Raw genomic sequence first — 23,278 nt, 5'->3', positions numbered from 1 at the left:
TTCGGCAGATTTTTTATTATTTTCACAAATTTCTGTTGTATCTTTCGAATTTTGCTCTGTTTCTAAAGCAATTTGAGAGACATTTTGCGTTTTTTGACTAACCTCTTTAATCTTTTGTGCTGATTCTCTTGAGGTTTTGCCTTGAATAATTACGGATTTTTCAGTTTCGACAAAATGCTCTACCGCTAAATCCACTTTCTCATTTAATTTTTTTGAAGTATAAAGCATTTGCTTAACTATATTTCTTAATTGTTCTTGCATTTTTCCCACTGCATAAAGTATGCTTTCATTATAATTTGTATTGATTTTTTGGGTTAAATTTCCATTGGCTACCTCTTTAATGATATGATTAACCTCATCTGGCTCACCTCCAACCGACTTTTTAATATAAGAAACAATAAAATAAGCAATCAATAAAGCAAATACTAAAGCAACACCGACAATGCTTAACATAATAATTCCAAAAGAGCCTGTTGCTTTAAGCGATTCGCTAGTTAATTTTTGACTTGAAGCCTCTTCATAATCGATTAATTTATTAATCTGTGCCAACCACAAAATAAATTTAGCTCTAGCCTCATCGAGCAAAAGCTCTGCGGCGACCGCTTTATTATCCTTTGCAACAACTTGATTAATAATATCTTCGTAAAGCTTTTTTGTGGCAGCATTAGTCTTAGCAATATCTTCATACATAGCCTTTTCATTAGCATCGCCGACTTGATTTAAAATATTTATCAAAACCTTATCTGCCCTATCATAATCCTCCTCAAGCTTTCTAATTTCTGCTAGAGTTCGCTCTAAATCTGCCTTATCATTATCGATTAAAAGCACATCACGCACCAAAATCGACCTATCATGCACACTTCCCCTATAATTTATCGCTTGACGCGAAATTAGGGCATTTCTATCTGTTGTCATTCTCAAAGCATCGTCTAAAAAATCGACCTTAGCCATAGAAAAAAATGCAACCAGCAACATAATAACAATAATGAAAGAAAAACTTAAATAAAGTTTAGCCGAAATGCCTAAATTTTTTAACATTTTTGTCCTCTCTTAATAAAATAATTTTTTTGATAATTTTTATTACTTAATAAAACGAAATTATAATCTATAAAGCTTATTGTTTTATTAAAAATCATATTTTACCACATTTAACCAATTTATTTTTAAAAAAAACAAATTGCGTGTTAAAATCGCTAAATTTAGGGATATAAGCATAACCACTTAGCGTGTCTATAACAATGCAAATTTGCTTTTTATGCTTGGAACTAAGGCGTAAAATACAAGTGGGAGAATTTTTAGCAAGACTTTTGTCAAAGGCATTTTTTGCACTTCTTAAAGGAGAATAAAGTCGTCCAAATTCATCAAAAATAATACGCGTAGTCCCACTACAAGCACCCTTAAATTCAACCTTTTCTATGCCAAATCTTCTTTCTATATTAAACCTCGCACTCGCTTTTTCATCGTCTTTATGAATCACCCCACTTTGTCCTGAATTCATCAATTTCGTAGGATTTACAATATCGACGGCAATTTCTCTATCTAAATTCACATTTGTTTTGCCCAAATTTGCATTACCATCGCCATTTTTATCTAAAAAAATTGTATAAGTTTGCTCGTAATTTGTCGCTGCGGAATTGATAAAATAAAGCTGCCACCTGCTTTTATACCACTCTCTTTTAGCGTGGTTTAGCTCATTTGTCCTAAAAGAGTTTTGCATAAGGGCTAAATTTCTCGTGTATAAAATATCATTTAAAATACTTCTTGCACCCTCGCTTAATTTATCCTGCCTTAAATTTAAACCTATGAAACCTATCATTATCCCTAAAATTACCATCACAAGCACAAGCTCAAGCAAACTAAAGGCTTTTTTCACGCTCAAAACTTTTAATTTGATAAATTTTTTGATGTTTGCCAAAAGAGAATTTGATGATTTGAGACTTAGGGTCTAAATTCTCGCCCTTTTTCAAAGCCTTAAGATAATAAAAATCGCTATTTTTAATGCCATAAAATTCCAATCTTTTTTGAAGTGCGGGTGCAACCCTTAAAGCATTAATACCCTCTTTTTTAAGCTCAAGGCTTAATTCCTTTGCTAAATGATAATTGTAAGCAAAATGCTTTTTTGGCTCATCGATGATATAATATAAAAGTTGATTTGCCACGATGATAAAATAACAAAAAAGCAAAAAAATCCCAGCACATTCGATGAAGATTTTATATTTTAGTCTAAATTTGGGTAGTCTTACTCTGTAACTTTGCATTAGGGTTTTAATAAGCAAAGGAGTGCAAATCACACAAAATGGCAAAAAATCCTCCAAATAAAGCTTCTGCCTTAAAGAAAGCAAAGAGCAAAAAAGAAAAGTCGTAGTCATTAAAAACCACAACAAACTTTTATCCTTTTTGAAGGCAAGGCGGTAAATCACATAAAAAAAATACACAAAAACTAAAGGCGAAAAACACGCCGCAAAAATCCCTAAAGTATCTAAAAAATAGCCTTTAGGTCGTCCTCCTGTGTCAAAACCATAATAAAAAACACTCAAAATAAAAAGTATTAAAGCAAGAGTGGATAAAAAGGCATTTTTCCTATAAATTCCAAAAAAGAAAAAGGTAAGAAAAAGGATAGAAAAGGACTTATCGACAAATAAAACAGATACAAAAAGCGGATAAAAAAGCCATTTTTTCTCATATTCATACGCACAGAGTAAGGCTAAAGAAAGCAAGATAACAAAGGAGGCTTCATTGACAAGCAAGGCACTTGCCACGGTGCCGGGAAGTAAGATGAAAAGCAAAAGGGAAAATATGCTATCGCTCATTTTTTTCGTGCATTTTAAAGCAAGTAAAAAAAGCAAAATGCAACTTAAAAAATGAAAAAATAAAAATACGAAACGCAAACCAAAATCATTTTGCCCAAATAAAAGCGTCCCAAAATGTGTAAAATAATAAAGCAAATTTGAAGTGTTAAAATAGATTTCTGCCTCATCTTCGCTAATGCTTAAAGTCGAAATTCCATAAAGCAAAGCAGCTAAATCGACAAAAAGTATCAAAAAAACAAATTTAAAATCTAAAATTCTTCTCATCATTTTAGATTTTATAAAATTTAAGCTTAATCAAAAGCCTTAAGCGTTTAATTCCGTTTTAATTTTTTCACACTCTTTAAGCTCATTTTGAAGTTTTATTGAGCCAAAGAGCATTAAATTTAAATAAAAAAGTGGAAAAAATGCACCCCTAAGGATAAAAAATCCAAACTTAAAAATCCAAACAATCCAAATGGTATTATCGGCATACATTCTATTCTCTTCCAATTTTTCTCTTACTCCAGCGGCAGTATTTTCAAACTCCAATTTTTTTTGAGTTCTTTCTGCAAATCCAGCAAAAGCCCAAATAAAACAAGCGATAAGATAATGCTCAACTGAAAATGAAATACCTTCCGCAAAAGGAGATAGCAAAACTATACAACCTATCGCTAAAATCACGCTCCAAATGATTTTTTTTAGTGTGATTTGGCTCAATTCTTTTTTAAGCTCCACAATATAGTTTTCCACCATAGTCAAATGACAAGGCTTACAAATAGGCTTATTATCCACTTTAAAAGCACTTGTAATACACTCATTACAAAGCCCTATATTACAATTTTGGCAAGCACCAACAGCGACTTTTTCATTATGATTAAAACAATTCATAGTAATCCTTAAAATAAATTTAAGTGATTTTACAAAAAAAAAAAAAAAACAAATTGCAAATCAAAATATTGTGAAAATAATAAAAATAAAAGAAGTAAAGGCAAAAAATATTTGCCTTTAAAAGTGTGGCAAATTTACAAAGCCTCTTTCTTTTTGATTTCTTTAAATTTAATCCAAGCAATAAGCTCAACAATGTTTGCGACAATTATAAAAATAATGCCCAAAATAGGAATAAAAAGTGTAAAAATCGCAACCGCACGGCATATAAAAGCGTATAAAAAGAATTTCTCATTTGTAACTTCAGCCAAGTCTCTATAATAAAAATAGCTAAACACCAAACCGCCAAGGCATATCAACGCACCAAACACAATAAAAGCTACCATTCCAAAGCTAAATCCACTGCGGCTGTCTAAGCCCATAATAAAACCTCCAGCAACGGAAAATCCCACAATCATTCCTCCCAACAAAACCAACCCCCAAGAAATCCAAAAATTTCTAAGCAAAGGCGCTTTAGACATTCTACCAAGCGATAAAAGTGCTAAAATCATAAATACACTTCCAATAATCCCAAAAATCCAGCCTACAACAGGTATAACACCAAGAAAAATTCCAGCCACATAAATATAAGCTTTTGTTTTGATAGAACTAATACTATCGCCCCCCTGCATAATATTTCCAATACTTATGGAATTTTTTGTGATAAATATAGACTTCGCATTTGTCCCGTCAATCTCAAAATCCACTTCGGCATTGATAACATCACTCATCGTTTTACTGCCTAAATTTCTTACATCTTGAACAGAAAAGCTATAACGATTACCATCATTTGCACCAATAAGACCATCAGCGAGTATTTTACCCTGCATTTTGACTCCTTAAATTTAAAATAAAGTCGTATTCTATTTTTTTTTTTTTTTTGTATTTTTGCTGAATTTAAGCCTTAATTTGTTTTAAAATTATAAAATTATGCCTTTTAATGGATTAAGGATTAGAATGTTTGAATGGATTTTCAGCCCTGATGCTTGGGTAACGCTCATCACCTTAAGTGCGCTTGAGATTGTGCTTGGTGTAGATAATATCATCTTTTTAGCAATTTTAGTAAGCAAACTTCCGCCAGAGCATAGAGATAAGGGGCGAATTTTGGGGCTTGGCTTTGCGATGGTTACGCGAATTTTGCTTTTACTTTCGCTATTTTGGGTGATGAAACTAATAACACCTTTATTTTCTCTTTATGTGGGCGATGTAACGGCTTTAAGCGAAGAGGCTAAAAATGCAGCCCTTTTTAGCTTAAGCTTTTTTGCCTTCTTTAGTGGTGGTATAGCAGGTTTTGAGGGACTTAAATACTGGGGAGAAATTTCTGGTAGGGATTTGGTTTTATTTTTTGGGGGCTTGTTTTTGATTGTCAAGTCCATAAAAGAAATTAAGGAAGAAATTTTAAGTGAGCATAGTGATGATGATAAACCTCATATTAAAATAAGCTCCAAACTCTGGGTTGTTGTGGCTGAAATCGCTGTGATTGACATTGTCTTTTCGCTTGATAGTGTGATTACTGCGGTAGGGATTGCACAAGACATTGAGATTATGATTATAGCGGTGATTATAGCGGTTTTAGTAATGCTTTTTGCTTCTAAGCCCATTGCAGACTTTGTGGAAAAATACCCTAGCATTAAAATTTTAGCCTTAGCTTTTTTGATTATGATAGGCGTGGTTTTAGTAGCTGAAAGTTTAGAACTTCACTTTGGTAAGGCTTACATTTATGTGGCTATGGTCTTTGCTCTTGGGACAGAAATTCTCAATATCATCGCCGCAAAGAAAAAAAATAAAAGAAAGGAGAAATAATGGCAAAGGATTCAAATGGCACAGAGCTTAATGCTGGAGATAGCGTAAGTGTGATTAAGGATTTAAAAGTCAAGGGTGCTAGCACGACTCTAAAGCGTGGCACAACGATTAAAAATATCAAACTGACAAATAAGGACGGCGAAATCGAAGCTAAGGTCGATAAATTTGGCACTTTAGTGTTAAAGACTGAATTTTTAAAGAAAATTTAGGATTTTTTTTTGCGTATTTTACTCATTTTAAGAGGAAATTATCACGCAGGGCAAGAGGAATTTATCCTACAAAATGAGCTAAAAGACTATACTCTTGATATGAATGAGTTAAGATTTTTAAGTGCTAGGAGTAAAAATACGCTTGATGGCTTAAAAAGTCTTAATTATAAAAATGATAATGAACTTAACCGCATTTTGCTTTATTTTTTAAAAATAAGAATGCAAAAAGGCGAATTTTGTGTGATTAATGCTTATAATGAGGCTTTAAAGCCCTTTAAAGATTTAGCACAAATTTACCGCTATAAGCTTTTTGTGATTGATTTTAGCGATGTTTCGCTTGAAATTTGTAAGCAAAAAAATGCCCTTGAAGCACAAAAAACAGGCTTTTTAACCCCGACAAAATTACTTGAAAAAACACACAATTTACTTAAAAAAATTCCCAAAAAATACGCCGTTTTAAAGCCAAATGAGTGGAAAAATTGCCTATATCAAATGCCTAATTTAAGCGCATATAAAAAAATTCATCACATCGGCGATGTGCAGGGCTGTTATAGTGTGCTTAAAAAATATTTAAAAGAATTAAAAGACGATGAATACTACATTTTTTTAGGCGATTATATAGACAGAGGTATTGAAAATGGTAAGGTTTTGAAATTTTTACTTAAAATTTGTGAGAAAGAAAATGTTTGTTTGCTGGAGGGAAATCACGAAAAACATTTGATAAAATGGGCAAATGGAGAACTTGTAAATTATAAAGAATTTAGCGAAAACACCCTAAAAGATTTTCGTAAAGAAAAACTTACTCCAAAGGACGCTAGGAATTTTTACCCACATTTAAAAGAATGTTTGTGGTATCAATACGGCTCAAAAAAAATCTTTTGCTCACACGCTGGCATTACACTTTTGCCTAAAAAAAGTGAAAATTTAAGCTTTGTGCCAAGTAATGATTTTATTTACGGCGTGGGTGATTATGACGATAGCTTAAAAGTGGCGGAAGAATTTTTGCAAAATCACCCCCTTAATTCTTATCAAATTTTTGGACACAGAAATCGCCTCAAACTCCCCATCAAGCTTAACAAAAGAGTATTTTTATGTGAGGGTAAGGTCGATGATGGAGGCTTTTTACGCATTATAAGGCTTGATAAAAAGGGCTTTGAGTGCGTAGAGATCAAAAACGAAATTTACAAGAAAAAATAGTAGGGACTTTCACCCTACATATTTGCTTAAAATTTTCTCACTCACTCTATCGGAGATGATAAAATCCGTATGATAAAGTAGGCAAGAGCCGGCACTCCTTACCCTTAAAACAAGCTTTTTATTTCCTTTTTCATTAGGATTGTGTGCATTTCTTGCGATTTCGTGAATTTCATAAATGAGTTCTTTATTTAAGCGGCTTAAATCAAGCTCGATGATGTTATTTTCAAATTCCATAGGCTCTTTTGTGTAGTCATTTTTCTTTTCAAATTTTTTAGAAGAATATTTTTTAACCGCCTTAAAATCGCCACTTTTAATTTCGTCCAAAGTGCGAACCGCTTTTAATGTGAAATTGAGTCTCGCATCATCATTTCTAAAGCCAAGCACAAAGCCAAAAGCGTCATTTTTACGCTCTTTGATGATGGTTTCTATCTCCTCAATGTGCGACTCAAAAATGGTTATCTCAAAAGAAGAATAAAAGTCCAAAATTTCAAGTATGCCGTAGCGTTTGCCACTCTTACTCATCAAGCTTTTAAAATTTTCCACCTTACCTATGCTTAAAATTTCTCCACCACCCTTAAGATTTTCAAAATCTATGCTTTTTGTGTATTCTATGCTATTAATTTCCTCAAAAAAATTGTCTAAAGGGTGTCCTGAGATATAAATTCCTAAAATTTCTTTTTCATAGCCAAGTTTTTCCATAGCTTCAAATTCGCTATTATCTATCACGATATTAATTTTAGTGTCGGCATTTAATTCCTCCGCACCAAAAAGCGAACTAGCGGAATTCTTTCTCACTTCAGCCATTTTTCTGGCACTTTCTGCCAAAAGGTCCAAATTATTAAATAAACATTTCCTTGTAAAACCAAAATCATCAAAAGAACCCGCCTTAATAAAGCCCTCAAGCGTTCTCCTATTGATCCTAGCTGTGTCAATTTTGCTTAAAAAATCGTGCAAATCCTTAAAATCCCCATTTTTAGCCCTTAATTCTAAAACATTTTCTATGGCAGGTCTGCCCACACTCTTAATCGCTCCTAAACCATAAACGATAGCCTCAGTGCCGTCCTCTTGCTTAATGGCACTAAATTCACTTATAGCCTTATTAATCCTCGGTGGCAAAAGTTTAATATTCATCTTTTTCATCTCTTCGATATACATAGCAACATTTTCAATTTTATTTTGCTCACTTGTCAAAAGAGCTGCCATAAATTCACTAGGATAATAAGTCTTTAAATACGCCGTTTGAAAGGTGATAAGCCCGTAAGCTGCCGAGTGAGATTTATTAAAACCATAGCCCGCAAATTTAACGATAAGTTCCCACAAATCCTCCGCCTTAGCACGGTTATAGCCCTGTTTTTCAGCACCATTTGCAAATTCATCTTTAAGCTTTGCCATTTTTTCAGGGTCTTTCTTACCCATAGCTCTTCGCACCACATCAGCCCCACCTAAAGAAAAGCCGCCGATGATTTGCACGATTTGCATCACTTGCTCTTGATAAACGATAACGCCATAAGTTGGCTCAAGCACTTCTTTAAGCACATCAAAAGGATAAATGATTTTTTTAAGCCCGTGCTTTCTGTCAATGAAGTCATCAAGCATTCCAGATTCCATAGGTCCAGGACGATACAGAGCCAAAACAGCGATTAAGTCCTCAAAATTTTCAGGCTTTAAACGCGCATTGAGACTTTGCATACCATCAGATTCTATTTGAAAAATTCCAAGCGTATTTCCGCTTTGTATGGTCTTATAAACCTTAGAATCATTCACATCAATGCTTTCCCAAACAATGTCTTTATTATAACGCTCCTTAATGAGTTTAATGGCATTGTGGATAAGAGTTAGCGTTTTAAGTCCCAAGAAGTCAAATTTTATCAAATCTACATCTTCTAAATGATCCTTAGAATACTGCGTGATTAAGTGTCTTTCATCATTTTTGCTTTGTCTAAAAAGCGGAGTTTTATTCCATAAGCTTTCATTTGAAATCACAAGCCCAGCCGCATGCATACCTGCATTTCTATTAAGCCCTTCTAAAGCCTTAGCATATTCCCAAAGCTCCTTGCCTTTAGGGTGTTTTTCTATAAATTCTTTGATTTTAGGCTCTTTTTCGTAGGCTTCATCAAGAGTGATTTTAAGTTCTTCTGGCACAAGCTTAATAAATTCATCAACATCTTGCAAACTTATATCCAAAACTCTTGCCACATCGCGTATAACTCCCTTAGCCAAAAGCTTATTAAAAGTGCTAACCTGTGCCACCTTATCGCTACCATATTTATCAATAACATAATCAATCACTTCATCGCGTCTATCTCTACAAAAATCGACATCAATATCGGGCATACTCACGCGTTCAGGATTTAAAAATCTCTCAAAAAGCAAATTATAAGGAAGAGGGTCAATATCGGTAATTTTCAAAGAATACGCCACCAAACTCCCAGCAGCAGAGCCCCTGCCTGGACCAACAGGGATATTTTTATCTTTAGCAACCTTGATAAAATCATGGACGATGAGCATATAACCTGAAAATTTCATATTCTTAATAATTTTAATTTCCGTTTCTAGCCTTGCTTTATATTCTTCGTGCTTCTTTTCATCGACAAATTTTAGTCTTTCTTCAAGCCCCTTTCTGCAAAGATACTCAAAAACTAAATCATCATTTTCGAAGCTAAATTCCGACTTTTCTTGCGGTAAAGTGATGTTAAATTCTTTAGCATACTCCCTTGTAAATTTGAAATTTGGAGGAGTTGGGTTGCCTAGCTTTAGTTCTAAATTACATTTATTTGCTAAATCTTGCGTATTTGAAATAGCTTCAGGGATATCTGCAAAAAGCTCACTCATTTGCTCACTTGTTTTGACATAAAATTCCTTAACACTATGACGCATTCTATCCGGGTCATTGAGTCTTTTTCCCATACCTATACACATAAAAACTTCGTGCGCCTCGGCTCTTTCTTTAAAGGTATAATGCGTGTCATTTGTAGCGATGATTTTGATATCAAGCTCCTTAGAAAGCCTTATAATATCATCATCAATAGCCCTTTGATCTCCTATGCCGTGCCGCATAATCTCAAAATAAAAATCCTCCCCAAATACTTCTTTATACCAAAGAGCTGCTTCTTTCGCTGCCTCGTAGCCCTTTGCACCAAAACGGATATTTCTTTCATTATAAATATTTAAATGCCAATTCACTTCACCTTGCAAACAAGCTGAAGAGCAGATAAGTCCCTCACTATGCTTTTCTAAAAGTTTTTTATTAATACGCGGATAATAATAAAGTCCCTGAATATAGCTTTGTGAGCTAAGATACATTAAATTCTTATAACCTATCTCATTTTTTGCATAAAGACATAAGTGAAAGCGTTGGCGTGAGCTTTTATCGCCTAAATCCTCCATATTATGCAAATACGCCTCAAGCCCGATGATAGGCTTAATCCCGTGTGCTTTCATCGTTTGATAAAAATCAATCGCTCCAAACATATTTCCGTGGTCGGTCATCGCCACACTTGTTGCACCCTGCTCTTTTAAAGTAAGGGCAAGTTCTTTAAGCTTATTAGCGCCGTCTAACATTGAATATTCTGTATGTAAGTGAAGATGTGTAAATTGACTCATTATTAATCCTCGCTAGATTTTTTAAAAAGATTATAAAAAATCCTTGCTGAATTTAAAGAATTTTAAAGAGCATTTTTATCTTTTTTTCGTTAAAATCCTCAAACTTTAAATATAAAGGACTAAAATGCAAGTAAAAATTTATTACTGCCAAATTTGAAACTACAAACCACAAGCTGCAAGGGTTGCAGAAGAATTACAAAAAGATTTCAGCGATATCAATGTCGCATTTGAAGTCGGTGGTAGGGGAGACTTTATCGTTGAGCTTAATGGAAAAGTTATTTTTTCAAAAAAGGCTCTAAAAGATGGAGAGCGTTTTCCAGAAGTAGGGGAGATTAGTAAGCTCGTTAAGGAAAATTAAGGGCGGTTTGTATAAGCCGTCCTTTATCAATTCAACATTAAGCCCTACTTAAAGGCACGAGCATACCCTCATATAAAGCCTTATAAATTTCCTCTCCGCAAAGTGCTTTTGCAAGTTCTAAGCCAAATAAAATCGCCGTTGCAGGACCTGCCGCTGTGATGACATTATCTCTCACAAGCACCGCTTTTTCAAGCCTTTGTCCCTTAAGTCCAACCTCACAACCCGGATAACAAGCAAATTCCGCACTCAAAACCCCCGCTTCATTTAACACAATGGGTGAAGCACAAATGGCGGCTACGATCCTTTTATCATTATAAAGTTTTTTGATGATACTTAAAATCGTGCCATTATTTTTAAGATTATTCATACCATCAAAACCACCGGGCAGTGCTATGGCGTCAAGGTTTTTTGTATCGACACTTTCTAAAGAGCAATCTGCTTGTATGCAAATTCCATTAGCACCCTTAACCCAAAGCTCACTATCTAAAGAAGCGATGATGAGTTCTAAATTTCCACCCATAGCACTAGCCCTTTTTAAAACATCTGCTATCCCTATAAATTCTGCTTCCTCAAAGCCTACCGCAAGTGGAACTAAAACTTTTTTCATCTTTACTCCTTTTTATGATTTAAATTAATTTTACAAATTTAAAGCAAACCTAAAACTTCTTCTTCTTCACATCTTCAAGGATATTTGTAGCGATGTCGCTTACTGTGTTAGAGATGATGGCACTTTCATTAGCGATTTCAGCGTTATCTTTAGTGCTTTGGTCTATTTTAGCCACACTTTCATTAATCTGTGTGATACCAGCAGTTTGTTCCTTAATGCTTTCTGCCATATCATTGATAGATTGAACAAGTAAGTTAGTATTTGCTTCTATCTCACTTAAAGACTTTTGAGTTCTTTCAGCTAGTTTTCTCACTTCATCAGCCACGACGGCAAAGCCTCTTCCGTGTTCTCCTGCACGTGCTGCTTCTATGGCAGCATTAAGGGCTAGAAGATTGATTTGATCAGCTATATCACCTATAATGCCTGTAACATTTTTAATCTCTTCACTTTGAGTAATCACATCACTGGTTTTTTGAGAGACATTTTGCATAGAGGAGGTAATCTCTTCTAAAGCAGCAGCAGTTTCTTCTAAAGAAGCAGCTTGAGAATTTGAGCTTGAAGTTAAATTTTGCACAGCGTTTTGAAGTTTGGAGCTTTCATTGGCTAAAGAATTTGCAAAATCAGAACTTTGTTTAAGCATTTTGATGATTTCTTCGCCTAGGGCATTAGTGGTTACTTCTACACTACCTGTGGCATTTTCTATTTTGTTTCTAAAATCTAAGCTTTTAAATTCTTCAAAGATAGAGTGGATTTTATTCATATCTTTACCCACTTTAGTTTGTAAGACATCAAGGAGATTATTAAGCACACTTTTAAGTTCTATGAGTTGTGGGTTTCTAGGATTAGCTGTGATTCTTGCTGTTAAATCTCCGTTTTCAACTATGCCTACTGTGGTAACACTTTCTTTAACAGCTTGTTTATCTTGGTCTAAGCCTTCTTTGGTGGCTTGAATGTTTTGGTTAATGGCGGCTGCCATTTGAGCCAACTCATCATTACCTGCAATTTTTGATAATTTAATTTCATTTGTTTTGTAATTGATAAAATCAAAAAAGTGAAATAAATCCCGAGAGATTGTCCCAATGGACACATTAAGCCTTTTATAAAATAAAAAGGCAAAAGGACAGATTAAAATCAACAACACAATGCTAATAACAAGAGCTTGGAAAAAGCTTGAGCTAAAATATTCCCTCACTCCTTTTGTATCCTTTTCTACATTTTCAGCTAAAGTATCGACATAAACGCCTGTTGAAATCCAAATATCATCAGTGTGCGGTATCAAGGCTGCGTAGGCATTTTTTTGCGCGACTGTGGAATTTGAACCGCCCTTAGTAAAGTCATAAAACACAAAACCGCCGCCATTTTTAGCCTGCTTATAAAGCTCAACTACATAATGCACCCCTTTAGCGTCTTTAAAATCCTTTAAATCAGTGCCTATTAAATCTTTTCTCACAGGGTGAGCGACATTAACCGTCTTTTTATAGACGAAAAAATAACCACTCTGGTCGTTTTCAAATCTAAATTTCTCAATCACCTTTGCAATAATGGCAATTTGCTCTTTTTCATCTTTCACGCCCTCAAGCAAACCTCCTAAACCCTCCGCCATTGATAGAGTAAGAAGCTTGATTTTTTCATTGATTTGTTCCTCGACTATGTCCTCTGTAACTTGCTCGACATATTTTAAGCCATTTGCATTATTGATATAAAAATTAAGCAAAATAGCCAAAATAGCAATAAATACGATAGAACCTAGAAAAAGCATTTTAGTGCGTATAGTTAAATTCATCATTTTCCTTTCTTGTAAAATTTGACTTCATTATATCATTTTTTTTGTTATTTACTTTATATTAATTTTTTTTATGGATAAATTTTTTCGCCCTCTCCCATAGTCTAAAACCCAAATTTTTAGCTTTGATTGTGTTTAAATTTTTGTATTTTTCGCTTGTTCTTTTTTCTAATTTTAAAAAATTCGCATTTAAATCGCTCATTTTTCTTTGTGCAAATTCATTAAAGTCATTGATTTTAGGATTTTTCTTAAGCTCTACTAAAAAAAGATTGATTTGCTCTCTATTTTCATTTGCAAAGCGTTTAAGTTTAGCAAAAATGCTATCAAATTCCTCTTCGATTAAACGCTCAATTAGTTCTTTTGAGGGGTTTTTCTGCTTTTTTGCCTCTGTTTTTAGCAAGGATACAAAATCGTCCTCAATGCCAATTAATTCTTTGCTTTTAAGTCGAATTTCCTCCTCAAATTCGATGAAAGTAAGAGAATTTTTAAATTTTTCTATCCCTAAACTAATGCCATCACTCACACCTCTAACAGCTCCTAAAACCAAGTCTTTAGCAAAAATAATGCTTTCATTTGCAAGTTCAAACACCACATTTAAAACAAGGCTTGAAATTTGCAAAATTCTTGCTTTTTCGAAATGCGATTCGCAAATGGCGTTATAGACCAAATTTTTAGCAATTTCCTCACTTGTAAGCTCTATATCCTCACCCTTTTCAAGCGTCGTTAAAAAGGCACTTTCGGCTGTTTCTTTCAAAATGCCAAGCATCTCAATGTCAAATAAAATCGCCCCATCAAGCCCCTTAGCAAACTCGTTTTTAAAATTTGACTCTTGCAATAATTTTTCAAATTCTAAAAAATGATGGCTAATTTGATTTTTCAAAGAAATTTTATAATTTTCTATTTGCCCCTCAAGCCTCTCCGCCTCCGCTATAAGTGCATAAAGCGAATTTTGTGCATCCTTAGTGCTAGCTCTAATCATAGCCTTAATTACCTTTGTTACATTTTCTTCATCAAACAAGCCAAGTTTTTTCAAAATATCTAAAAAGCCCAGCAAAAGTTCATTTAGAGTATTTGCCTTTTGATTTTCTTGCTTATAAACCAAATTGAAACTCAAATCCTCCAAAATTTCTTTCACATTTTCAGGGCTTAAATTTGATAAAGAATTTTCAAAAATCATTAAAGTATTTTTCATTTTCCCTCCTATAAAACAAATTTAGATTTTTCTTTAAGTTTTGCAAAGATAGAAAGCCTATCTTCCTTACTATCCACATAAACGCTTAATAAATAGCTTTGATACTTGCCATTTTTGCTTAAATTTGAAGCCTTATATTTAAATTCCCTCTGCTTTAAAATGCTCTCAAAAAGCTCTCCCGCCCTTACTTCACGCTCAAGTATGACCTTAAAATCCCAAAAAGTAGGGTAATTAATCATAGGCTCTTGCTCAAAATCGCACAAATTTACCACTTTTACCGCCCTCCTTACTTAAAAGCATAATTTCATCAAGGCACATCGTTTTATCGATAGCCTTCACCATATCATAAATCGTTAAAAGTCCCACACTCACAGCCATTAAAGCTTCCATTTCTACGCCTGTTTTACCCTCGCATTTTACACTCACAATAAGCCTAAAAGCACTTTCTTCCTCAAGCTCAACAATATCAGTTTCGACCTTAGAAAGCATTAAAGGGTGGCACATAGGGATTAAATCACTTGTTTTCTTCGCTCCCATAATCGCCGCTACAATAGCCGTTTGAAGCACGGGACCCTTTTTAGCACTATTTGTTCTAACCGCCTCAAAAGCCTCTTTGCTCATCGTAATTTTTCCACTAGCTTTTGCAATTCTTAGCGTGTCATTTTTCTCACTCACATCAACCATTTTAGGGCGATTTTTATCATCTAAATGAGTTAATTTCATCATTTTCCTTTAAAAAATTTGAAAATTATAACAAAAATGACGAAATTTAAGCTAAAATAAGCTTTTTTCAATACAAAGGAGCAAAAATGGCTTGGGAAGACGAAGAGGAAAACTTCGAAGAATTTGACGATGAAGAAGAATTTGAAAATCCGCAATATTCATATAATTACGATGAAGATGATTATGAATTTGACGATGAAAATGACGATGAATTTTATGAAATAGACTAATGAAAACTTTAAAAAGAAAACACTTTAAAACCCTCGCACTCTCCTCTTTGGGTGGGACTTTAGAATTTTATGATTTCATCATTTTTGTCTTTTTTGCTGCTTATATTTCTAAGAATTTTTTTCCTGAAAATTTAAGTGAGTTTTGGAAATTATTTAATACTTACGGCATTTTTGCGGCTGGATACTTAGCGCGTCCTTTGGGTGGGATTGTTATGGCGCATTTTGGCGATAAATTTGGACGCAAAAATATGTTTATGTTAAGTATTTTGCTTATGGTTATACCTACCTTTGCTCTTGCTTTTATCCCGGGTTTTGAAACTCTAGGTTATACTTGTATCGTGCTTTTAGTGCTTGTGAGAATTCTACAAGGTATAGCCATAGGTGGGGAATTACCCGGTGCTTGGGTCTTTACCTACGAACACGCTCCACATCATCGAAGACACACATATTTGGGTGTTTTAACCGCTTCTGTTGTAGGTGGAATTTTGCTTGGTAGTTTGGTGTTTTTGATAATGAATAAAATTTACACTCAAGAAGAGCTTTTTGAGTGGGCTTGGAGAGTGCCATTTTTCTTAGGAGGAATTTTTGGCATCATTTCTGTATATCTTAGAAAATTTTTAAGCGAAACACCTGTCTTTGAAGAAATGAAAAAAGAACAAAGTTTAGAAAAATTTCCACTCAAAGAAGTCTTTAAACGAGCAAAGCTTAGTGTAATTTGTTCTATGCTTATCACTTGGGTTTTAACAGGGTGCATTGTCGTTTTAATCCTTCTTTTACCAAGTTATATGAGTGTTATGCTTACAATCGACAAAATCGAACAAAGCTATTTGCAAATGTTAGGCATTGTTTCAATCTGTGCTGGTTGCGTTTTTAGCGGAATTTTAGGCGATAAGATAGGCGTTATAAGGACTTGCATTTTATTTGCCTTAGGGCTTATTGCGTGTAATTTTTTGTATTTTAACGCTCTTTATATGCCAAATTCTAGCCTTGAAAGTGTAAAAATGTGGTATTTGCTCGCTTGCTTTTCTGCGGGAGTGATGAATCTCTGTCCTATGATAATGAGCGAAATTTTTGACCCTAAAATCAAATTCTCAGGGCTTTCTCTAGGTTATAATCTCGCTTATGCTCTAGCTGGAGGATTTACGCCACAACTTGCGTTTTTTCTCCACACTTTTGCCTTACAAAATTTGGATAATGCCTTGCGTTTTTCTCTTGGCTTTTATATTTTATTTTTAGGCTTAGTGGCTCTTTTCACAGCTTTTATGTATAAAAAACTTGCCAAATTTTAATAATAACCCACGCATAAACTCGGCGTGATTTTAATCCGCTTTTCTAAAGGCGTGGGGCTGAAAAAATGGCATTTTTCTATATAAATATGCTGATGATAATCAAGCTTTAAAAAATCATAAAATTTCTTTAAATTCACAAATTTCACTCCACAAATTTCTTTAAGTTCTAAAAGCTTATAAATAGCGGAATGATTTTTTTCCACCAAATGAGATGGAGAAAGGGTTGTAAAAGAACAAAAAGCACTCGCTAACACAAAGCCGCTTAAATCCGTGCATTGTTTGAGGGCATTTTGATGCTTTTCTAAAATGCAATTTTTATGCAAAAAAATAATTCTTGTGCCTTGATACCGACCTATCTCGGCTTTTTTCCAAAATTTATAGGCATTTTTAGAAATATTTGCAAGATGAGAAAACTCGACATTTAAAACATAATGATCTAAAAATTCATTCGGCGGTAAAATAAGGCTTTTCATCATAAACTAGCCAAGCGGCTAGTCCTTATTGATATTTTTGCGTGCTTTTTCGGGAAGCTTTGCGATGAAATTGTCCATATCAAAAGATACGCCACTATTTTTTGCCTCTTGCATTAGGGCTAAAGCTGTTTCAACATTAAAAGGCGAAGAGCCGTGATAAGGTGCGAAAAGATGATCGGTAATAGACAAAACATAGGCGGATTTTTTCACATTATCAGAAGCGGCGTGAGGAGAATTGATAAAGCAAACGCTTTCGATTAAACTCTCATCAAAATTCCATCTATGAAGCAAAAAGCCTAAAAATGAGAGGCTATCCACACCTAAAAATTCGTTTTCAATCAAAGAAATGTTAGAAAAATTAGCCGCTTTAAGCCTTTCTAAAAATTCTTTATCTTTCTTATTTTGTATAAGAAAATGAGAAAATACAACCATACCAAGCCTTAAAAGCATCACGCAAGGCACGAGAGTGTAGGAAAGTTTTTTATCCTCATCGTTAAGCCAATTCGTAATGAAATTAACCTCTTCATTGCAAGAATTTAAAAAATCTTCAGTGTTTAAACCATAAGGACTAAGATCAATTTTAAAATTATCCTTAATAGAATTTGCTAAAACTACATTTTTAATATTCCCTATACCAAGTAAGGTTATCACTTGCATAATGGTCGTTATCTCACTTTTAAAGCCATAAAAAGGCGAATTGACAAGTTGCAAAAGCTTTGCCATTAAAAGTGGGTCGCCAGAAATAATCTCCGCAACTTTTTCCGTCTCAATCTCAGCACCCGCCTCATCAATGTAAGTTCTAAGCTTATTAACCGTGTCTGGTAGGGGAGGTAAGCTTTCTACGCTTTGAAGCAAAAGCTCGTTCATATCCATTTTTTGTCCTTATTAGGAAAATTTTAAAAAATGATTATAACCTAATTTTGTTAATTAAAGTTGTAAGAATTTATCCAAGTTAGACTTGGATAAAAGATTATAGAGCTTTTTTAACGGCGTCTGCTATCTTAGCAAAAGCTGCTGCGTCATTCATAGCCAAATCGGCTAAAATTTTTCTATCAAGCTCAATGCCTGCTTTTTTAAGACCATTGATAAATTTAGAATAACTTAAATCATTTAGCCTACAAGCTGCATTGATACGCACAATCCAAAGGCGACGAAAATCTCTTTTTTTACGGCGTCTATCACGATAAGCATAAACTAAGCTTCTTTCTAATTGCTCCTTAGCCTTTCTAAAATGCTTACGGCGTCCGCTATAAAAACCACGCGCTAATTTTAAAACTTTTTTATGTCTGCGGCGTCTTACCACGCCTGTTTTTACTCTTGCCATTTTTATTTCCTTTCATAAAGTGGCGTCCAAATTTGGAACTTGCCCTTAAATAAGGGGAGCTTGAATGACTCTAGGTCAAAAACTTAAATTCCTAGCATTTTCTCCACAGCTTTTACATTTGTGCTATGCACATATTTAGCCGTTCTTAAATCACGCATTTTCTTCGCAGGTTTTTTGGTCAAAATGTGATTACGAAAAGCCGAGCCTCTTTTGATCTTATTTTTACCTACTTTGAAGCGTTTAACTGCGCTTTTAACGCTTTTCATCTTTGGCATACGCTTTCCTTTGATTTAATTTTTTTCATAATGAAAGGGCGAATTATACTAAAGCTTTGCTTTTTTTGGGCTTAAGCTTTGAAATTTAACTTGGCACATTTTTTGCTTAATTCCTACAAGCAATAATTTGAAAAGAGTAACAATGATAATTAATTCGACAAATCATTACCAAAATTTCGTCCCATCTCATCTAAATTTAGCAAATTTAGAACAAAAAGAAACGGAGGCGAAAACAGAGCAAAAGCAAGAATTAGAGCAAAACTTTCATACAAATTATAAACAAACTTATAGCAGCGAATTTGGCTTTAGAATCGATGAAAAAGGTTTTTTTGAAAAAGATTTAAATCAAATCGCTAATATCCCACAAAATTATGCTATACATATTAATAGTGTGCGTTTAATTACTAAAGAAATGATTAAGGCAAATCAAATCAGCCATCATAATCAAATCGACCTCCCCAAACTTTTAAACGAGCATCATAACGCTTTAAAAGCTTTAAATGAGGAATTTAAAAGCGAAGATAACACAAGCTTAAATCGCTCCCAAATTTCTTCTTTAAAAGCTGGATTTTCCACTATGAGTGGGGAATTTAATGATACAATTATCCGCGTATATCCTCATCAAGAAGCACTTATTAGAGCTCAAAAAGAAATAAGCTCACTAAATACTCTCTTTTTGGATAATAAAATCACAAGTTTTCAATTTGACAAAACCCTAAACAATACCTCATCAAATAAAATTCTAAAGCCTTATCTTAGTAAAAATGGCGAGGTTTCAAAAGCTGGACTTTTGATGAATTTTACTTATCACAATATCAAAGAAACAAACGAAAAAGAAGCAAATTTCTTTATGAAACCTGCGAATTTAGATCTCAACTCTCATCAAAATTTATATAAAATTTTAAAAGGTGAGTTAAAAACAGAAGATTTTATCAAGGATAATAACGAAGAAAAAATGAGTTTTGATTTATATTTATATGTAAATGGAGTGGATAAAAAAACCACTTCACAAGATAAACTTTCTGTATTTTTTCAGCAATACATCAATTATCAAAAAGAGATGAATTTAAGAGAATTTGCAAATTCAAGTTCCATTTTTAAGCTTTATAGCGATGGAGTGAGAGAGGATTTTGAAGCAATGACAAAAGACTTTAAAAGCCAAAATGAAAATTTAGAAAACATCAATTTGCAAAGAGCTAAAGAAGCGGAGAATTTTTTAGAGCACCGACAAAAAATAGCGAATTTTAATAAAATTGCCAGCTCCTACCTAGATGTAATGAATTTTTAAGCAAAGTAAAAATATAATCCGCATTTTTCAACTTTCTAATTAGGGAAAAATGTGTATAACCCAGAACTCTTAACTATGCACAATGCACTTTTAGACGCACAGCACAAGGAGCTTTACGAACTCGCCAAGCAAATTACGCATTTAAATTCATCGTTTGTGCATTCCAAAGAATTAAAACCTTTTTTGAGACAACTACTTTTATTTATGAATCGACATTTTAGCGATGAAGAAGAATTTATGCTACAAATCAACTATCCAAATTTAAGCGAACACAAAAAACTTCATCGCAAAATTATCTTAGAAATTGAAGAAATCATCATCACAGAAGCCAAAATCTTAAATGCTATGTCCAAAAAAATAGAAAGTGTCGTAATGGACCTAGTCTTTAAACATACAATCAAAGAAGATTCCAAAATTGCCAAATTTTATGAAGAAAATTTCCTCAACAAAGACAAAATTTAAACAAGATTTTATAAATTTTTGCTATTATCCACTTTAAAAAGACTTAATATGTCCTAAATAAGGAGTTATTTTCAATGAAAGTTTATTTAGATAATAACGCAACAACAATGCTCGATCATAATGCCTTAGAGCTGATGTTGCCTTATCTTAAAGAAAATTATGGGAATCCAAATAGTTTGCACCAATGGGGTAGCTCCACACACCCAGCACTTCGCGATGCTATGGATAAGCTTTATGAAGGACTTGGAGCAAGTGATTTAGATGACATTATCATCACTTCCTGTGCAACTGAAAGCATTAACTGGGTGTTAAAAAGTGCTTATTTTGACTATATCTTAGACAAAGAACGCGATGAGATTATCATTTCAAGCGTAGAACATCCTGCTGTTTCTGGGGCGGCACATTTTCTAAAAAGCCTTGGAGTTAAAGTCATTGAATTACCCGTTAATAGCGAAGGAGTCTCTAACGTAGAGCATTTAAAAGAGGTAATAAGTGATAAAACAGCACTTGTAAGCGTAATGTGGGCAAATAACGAAACGGGTATGATTTTTCCCATCAAAGAAATGGCAGAACTTAGCCACGAATTTGGCGCTCTCTTTCATACAGACGCCACACAAGCAGTAGGAAAAATCAAGGTTGATTTAAGACAAAGTGGAGTTGATTTTGCCTCCTTTTCAGCACATAAATTCCACGGACCAAAAGGCGTTGGCGGACTTTTCATTAAAAAGGGCTTAAAACTAACTCCACTTTTACACGGAGGTGAGCATATGGGAGGGCGTCGTAGCGGAACGCTCAATGTCCCCTACATCGTGGCTATGGCAGAAGCTTTACGCATAGCAAATTCTATGTTAATTTTCGAAGACTCTCACATACGCCGCTTAAGAGATAGGCTTGAAGACGCTGTTTTAAGCATAGAAGATACCAGTGTCGTGGGAGATAGGAAAAACCGCGTCCCAAATACTATTTTAGCAAGTATTAAGGGCGTAGAAGGCGAAGCTATGCTGTGGGATTTAAATAAAAATGGCATCGCCGCTAGCACAGGATCAGCCTGTGCGAGTGAAGATTTAGAAAGTAATCCTATTATGGAAGCCATAGGTGCGGAAAATGACCTCGCTCACACAGCTTTAAGACTTTCTTTATCGCGTTTTAACACAGAAGAAGAAATTGACTACGCAGCGACTCAAATCAAAGCCGCCGCTAAACGCCTAAGGGCGATTTCAAGCACTTATGCTTACAATCCAAACAATTATAAATAAGGAAAAACAATGGCTAAAAATAATCTAATCGGTGGTTCAATCTGGGACGAATACTCCCAAAAAGTGCAAGATAGAATGAATCAGCCTAAATTTATGGGTGAATTTAATGAAGAAGACGCAAAAAATAGAAATGCGAAATTGATTGTGGCAGATTTTGGTGCAGAAAGCTGTGGCGATGCTGTGAGACTTTTTTGGCTTGTCGATGAAAAAACCGACACTATTATCGATGCGAGATTTAAAAGCTTTGGCTGTGGAACAGCAATTGCAAGTAGTGATACTATGGCAGAACTTTGCATAGGTAAAAAAGTCGATGAAGCTGTCAAAATCACAAATTTAGATGTCGAGTTTGCAATGCGTGATGAGCCAAATACCCCTGCCGTGCCACCACAAAAAATGCACTGCTCGGTTATGGCTTATGATGTGATTAAGCAAGCGGCAGCAACTTACAAAGGCGTGTCTCCTGAGGACTTTGAGGAGCAAATCATAGTTTGCGAATGTGCTAGGATAAGTCTTGGGACTATTAAAGAAGTTATTAAGCTTAATGACCTTCATAGTGTCGAAGAAATCACGCAATACACCAAAGCAGGAGCTTTTTGTAAATCCTGTATAAAGCCCGGTGGACACGAGGCTAGGGAATATTATTTAGTCGATATTTTGGCACAAACTAGGGCTGAAATGGATAAGGAGCGTTTAAAAAATTCTACAAAAAGTGATGTATCTTTTGATGAAATGACTATGGTGGGGCAACTTAAAGCCGTTGAAGCGGTATTAGATGCTGAAATTCGCCCTATGCTTCAAGGAGATGGAGGCGATATGGAAATCATCGATATTCAAAAGGCTGAAGGTGCGGCGATTGACATTTATATTCGTTATTTAGGGGCTTGTAGTGGCTGTTCTAGCGGGAGTGGAGCAACGCTTTATGCGATAGAAAGCATTTTGCAAGAAGAACTTAGTCCAAATATACGCGTAATGCCTGTGTAAGCGGAGTTAAACTCCGCTTATTTTGTTAAACTTGCCTCAAGCATCCAAAGGCTTTTTTCATACTTAGCGATATTTTCTTGTGCGAAAGCTGCCGTAGTGGTATCTCCTGCTTTCTCTGCTAATTCATTTAATTTTTGAAATTCATTCAAAAGATATTCATAGTCTTTTTTTACAAGTTCTAAAACTTCAAGTGGAGTAAAACTATCTTTTTCTGCTTTTGGAGCTTTAGCATTTTCTAACAAAACCTTAGGACAAACAATAGCCTTTTCTCCAAGTTGTAAAGCTCTCTCTGCACAATCATCAAAAAGTTCAGCCAATTCTTCATAAGCTTTTTCAGTATATTCGTGGATAGAAAAAAACTGAAGTCCCTTAACATTCCAATGATAATTGTGAAATTTAATCCACAAACTATGTGCATCTGCTTGTAATTGTAATAATTGTTTTGCAACTGACATTTTGTCTCCTTTTTAAAGATTTTAAAAATTATAACATTTAATTCTTAAATAATAATT

At 34.3% G+C, this 23,278-nt stretch carries 25 protein-coding genes and 1 pseudogene; 10 read left to right on the top strand and 16 right to left on the bottom strand.

The genetic code is table 11. The features are described 5' to 3' along the window. Positions 1 to 495: 495 nt before the first annotated feature. From CVULP_RS08785 to CVULP_RS00215, 5 genes and pseudogenes are all read right to left on the bottom strand, one after another. Positions 496 to 1,038: pseudogene (locus CVULP_RS08785) on the bottom strand (MCP four helix bundle domain-containing protein); the annotation flags it as partial. Between the two features lie 94 nt (positions 1,039 to 1,132). Then, positions 1,133 to 1,873, bottom strand: a complete 741-nt coding sequence (locus tag CVULP_RS00230) for a pilus assembly FimT family protein (RefSeq protein ID WP_099507407.1) — start codon at positions 1,871 to 1,873, stop codon at positions 1,133 to 1,135. Further along, positions 1,857 to 3,074, bottom strand: a complete 1,218-nt coding sequence (locus CVULP_RS00225) for a glycosyltransferase family protein (RefSeq protein ID WP_180753049.1) — start codon at positions 3,072 to 3,074, stop codon at positions 1,857 to 1,859. The genes CVULP_RS00230 and CVULP_RS00225 overlap by 17 nt, the downstream gene beginning before the upstream one ends. A gap of 39 nt (positions 3,075 to 3,113) precedes the next feature. Continuing rightward, positions 3,114 to 3,677, bottom strand: coding sequence for a hypothetical protein (locus CVULP_RS00220; protein WP_099507409.1), 564 nt, complete (start codon positions 3,675 to 3,677; stop codon positions 3,114 to 3,116). A gap of 134 nt (positions 3,678 to 3,811) precedes the next feature. Beyond that, the gene (locus CVULP_RS00215) at positions 3,812 to 4,543 is read right to left on the bottom strand and encodes a hypothetical protein (RefSeq protein WP_099507859.1); all 732 of its coding nucleotides are present in this window, start codon (positions 4,541 to 4,543) and stop codon (positions 3,812 to 3,814) included. 127 nt (positions 4,544 to 4,670) lie between these two features. On the opposite strand from CVULP_RS00215, the gene CVULP_RS00210 reads away from it, so the two are divergent. The 3 genes from CVULP_RS00210 to CVULP_RS00200 are packed head-to-tail and all read left to right on the top strand — an operon-like array spanning position 4,671 to position 6,922. Beyond that, the gene (locus tag CVULP_RS00210; RefSeq protein ID WP_099507861.1) at positions 4,671 to 5,516 is read left to right on the top strand and encodes a TerC family protein; all 846 of its coding nucleotides are present in this window, start codon (positions 4,671 to 4,673) and stop codon (positions 5,514 to 5,516) included. Then, complete coding sequence (locus tag CVULP_RS00205; protein WP_099460873.1) at positions 5,516 to 5,725, top strand: alkylphosphonate utilization protein; 210 nt, start codon at positions 5,516 to 5,518, stop codon at positions 5,723 to 5,725. The genes CVULP_RS00210 and CVULP_RS00205 overlap by 1 nt, the downstream gene beginning before the upstream one ends. Before the next feature lie 9 nt (positions 5,726 to 5,734). Further along, positions 5,735 to 6,922: a metallophosphoesterase family protein gene (locus CVULP_RS00200; RefSeq protein WP_099507864.1), complete on the top strand. Its 1,188-nt coding sequence runs from the start codon at positions 5,735 to 5,737 to the stop codon at positions 6,920 to 6,922. A 9-nt stretch (positions 6,923 to 6,931) separates the two neighbouring features. Here CVULP_RS00200 and dnaE read toward each other — a convergent pair whose 3' ends face one another. After that, the gene (gene dnaE / locus CVULP_RS00195) at positions 6,932 to 10,525 is read right to left on the bottom strand and encodes a DNA polymerase III subunit alpha (protein ID WP_099460871.1); all 3,594 of its coding nucleotides are present in this window, start codon (positions 10,523 to 10,525) and stop codon (positions 6,932 to 6,934) included. A gap of 124 nt (positions 10,526 to 10,649) precedes the next feature. Between dnaE and CVULP_RS00190 the strand changes: the two genes are divergently transcribed. Then, complete coding sequence (locus tag CVULP_RS00190) at positions 10,650 to 10,883, top strand: SelT/SelW/SelH family (seleno)protein (RefSeq protein WP_257874417.1); 234 nt, start codon at positions 10,650 to 10,652, stop codon at positions 10,881 to 10,883. A 37-nt stretch (positions 10,884 to 10,920) separates the two neighbouring features. Here CVULP_RS00190 and CVULP_RS00185 read toward each other — a convergent pair whose 3' ends face one another. The 5 genes from CVULP_RS00185 to moaC all read right to left on the bottom strand — a co-directional run bounded on the left by CVULP_RS00185 (position 10,921) and on the right by moaC (position 15,188). Then, entirely contained in the window at positions 10,921 to 11,490 is a 570-nt protein-coding gene (locus CVULP_RS00185; RefSeq protein WP_099507866.1) for a DJ-1 family glyoxalase III, read from the bottom strand. A gap of 49 nt (positions 11,491 to 11,539) precedes the next feature. Next, positions 11,540 to 13,273, bottom strand: coding sequence for a methyl-accepting chemotaxis protein (locus CVULP_RS00180; RefSeq protein WP_265415671.1), 1,734 nt, complete (start codon positions 13,271 to 13,273; stop codon positions 11,540 to 11,542). Between the two features lie 61 nt (positions 13,274 to 13,334). After that, positions 13,335 to 14,465 (bottom strand): hypothetical protein, encoded by a 1,131-nt coding sequence (locus CVULP_RS00175; protein WP_099507157.1) that lies wholly within the window; start codon positions 14,463 to 14,465, stop codon positions 13,335 to 13,337. Positions 14,466 to 14,473: 8 nt separating this feature from the next. Then, positions 14,474 to 14,737, bottom strand: a complete 264-nt coding sequence (locus CVULP_RS00170; RefSeq protein ID WP_099507158.1) for an HP0495 family protein — start codon at positions 14,735 to 14,737, stop codon at positions 14,474 to 14,476. Next, positions 14,715 to 15,188, bottom strand: a complete 474-nt coding sequence (moaC, locus tag CVULP_RS00165; RefSeq protein ID WP_099461634.1) for a cyclic pyranopterin monophosphate synthase MoaC — start codon at positions 15,186 to 15,188, stop codon at positions 14,715 to 14,717. The genes CVULP_RS00170 and moaC overlap by 23 nt, the downstream gene beginning before the upstream one ends. 86 nt (positions 15,189 to 15,274) lie before the next feature. Between moaC and CVULP_RS00160 the strand changes: the two genes are divergently transcribed. Together CVULP_RS00160 and CVULP_RS00155 are read left to right on the top strand one after the other, a co-directional pair. Beyond that, positions 15,275 to 15,418: a highly acidic protein gene (locus CVULP_RS00160; RefSeq protein WP_141085321.1), complete on the top strand. Its 144-nt coding sequence runs from the start codon at positions 15,275 to 15,277 to the stop codon at positions 15,416 to 15,418. Next, positions 15,418 to 16,707, top strand: a complete 1,290-nt coding sequence (locus tag CVULP_RS00155) for an MFS transporter (RefSeq protein ID WP_099507159.1) — start codon at positions 15,418 to 15,420, stop codon at positions 16,705 to 16,707. The genes CVULP_RS00160 and CVULP_RS00155 overlap by 1 nt, the downstream gene beginning before the upstream one ends. Here CVULP_RS00155 and cheQ read toward each other — a convergent pair. From cheQ to rpmI, 4 genes are all read right to left on the bottom strand, one after another. Continuing rightward, positions 16,704 to 17,183 (bottom strand): cheVAW transcriptional regulator CheQ, encoded by a 480-nt coding sequence (gene cheQ, locus CVULP_RS00150; RefSeq protein WP_099507160.1) that lies wholly within the window; start codon positions 17,181 to 17,183, stop codon positions 16,704 to 16,706. The genes CVULP_RS00155 and cheQ overlap by 4 nt on opposite strands. Before the next feature lie 15 nt (positions 17,184 to 17,198). After that, positions 17,199 to 18,053 (bottom strand): HDOD domain-containing protein, encoded by an 855-nt coding sequence (locus tag CVULP_RS00145; protein ID WP_099507161.1) that lies wholly within the window; start codon positions 18,051 to 18,053, stop codon positions 17,199 to 17,201. A gap of 97 nt (positions 18,054 to 18,150) precedes the next feature. Further along, positions 18,151 to 18,504 carry a 50S ribosomal protein L20 gene (rplT, locus tag CVULP_RS00140; protein ID WP_004276008.1) on the bottom strand — a complete coding sequence of 118 codons (354 nt, stop codon included), beginning with the start codon at positions 18,502 to 18,504 and terminating at the stop codon, positions 18,151 to 18,153. Positions 18,505 to 18,587: 83 nt separating this feature from the next. Then, entirely contained in the window at positions 18,588 to 18,779 is a 192-nt protein-coding gene (gene rpmI, locus CVULP_RS00135) for a 50S ribosomal protein L35 (protein WP_099507162.1), read from the bottom strand. Positions 18,780 to 18,921: 142 nt separating this feature from the next. Between rpmI and CVULP_RS00130 the strand changes: the two genes are divergently transcribed. The 4 genes from CVULP_RS00130 to CVULP_RS00115 all read left to right on the top strand — a co-directional run bounded on the left by CVULP_RS00130 (position 18,922) and on the right by CVULP_RS00115 (position 22,766). Next, positions 18,922 to 20,067: a hypothetical protein gene (locus tag CVULP_RS00130; protein ID WP_099507163.1), complete on the top strand. Its 1,146-nt coding sequence runs from the start codon at positions 18,922 to 18,924 to the stop codon at positions 20,065 to 20,067. A 75-nt stretch (positions 20,068 to 20,142) separates the two neighbouring features. Next, a complete protein-coding gene (locus CVULP_RS00125) occupies positions 20,143 to 20,529 on the top strand; it encodes a bacteriohemerythrin (RefSeq protein WP_180753025.1) in 387 nt (128 codons plus the stop codon). Between the two features lie 74 nt (positions 20,530 to 20,603). Beyond that, the gene (locus tag CVULP_RS00120; RefSeq protein ID WP_099461628.1) at positions 20,604 to 21,785 is read left to right on the top strand and encodes a NifS family cysteine desulfurase; all 1,182 of its coding nucleotides are present in this window, start codon (positions 20,604 to 20,606) and stop codon (positions 21,783 to 21,785) included. A 9-nt stretch (positions 21,786 to 21,794) separates the two neighbouring features. Next, complete coding sequence (locus CVULP_RS00115) at positions 21,795 to 22,766, top strand: iron-sulfur cluster assembly scaffold protein (RefSeq protein WP_099461627.1); 972 nt, start codon at positions 21,795 to 21,797, stop codon at positions 22,764 to 22,766. A 17-nt stretch (positions 22,767 to 22,783) separates the two neighbouring features. On the opposite strand, the gene CVULP_RS00110 is transcribed toward CVULP_RS00115, so the two are convergent. Continuing rightward, positions 22,784 to 23,221: a Dps family protein gene (locus CVULP_RS00110; protein WP_099507164.1), complete on the bottom strand. Its 438-nt coding sequence runs from the start codon at positions 23,219 to 23,221 to the stop codon at positions 22,784 to 22,786. Positions 23,222 to 23,278: the final 57 nt, after the last annotated feature.

It is taken from the genome of Campylobacter vulpis (assembly GCF_014217995.1).
In the GTDB taxonomy this organism is placed as follows: domain Bacteria; phylum Campylobacterota; class Campylobacteria; order Campylobacterales; family Campylobacteraceae; genus Campylobacter_D; species Campylobacter_D vulpis.
This window is presented reverse-complemented; position numbering and strand designations above follow the sequence as displayed.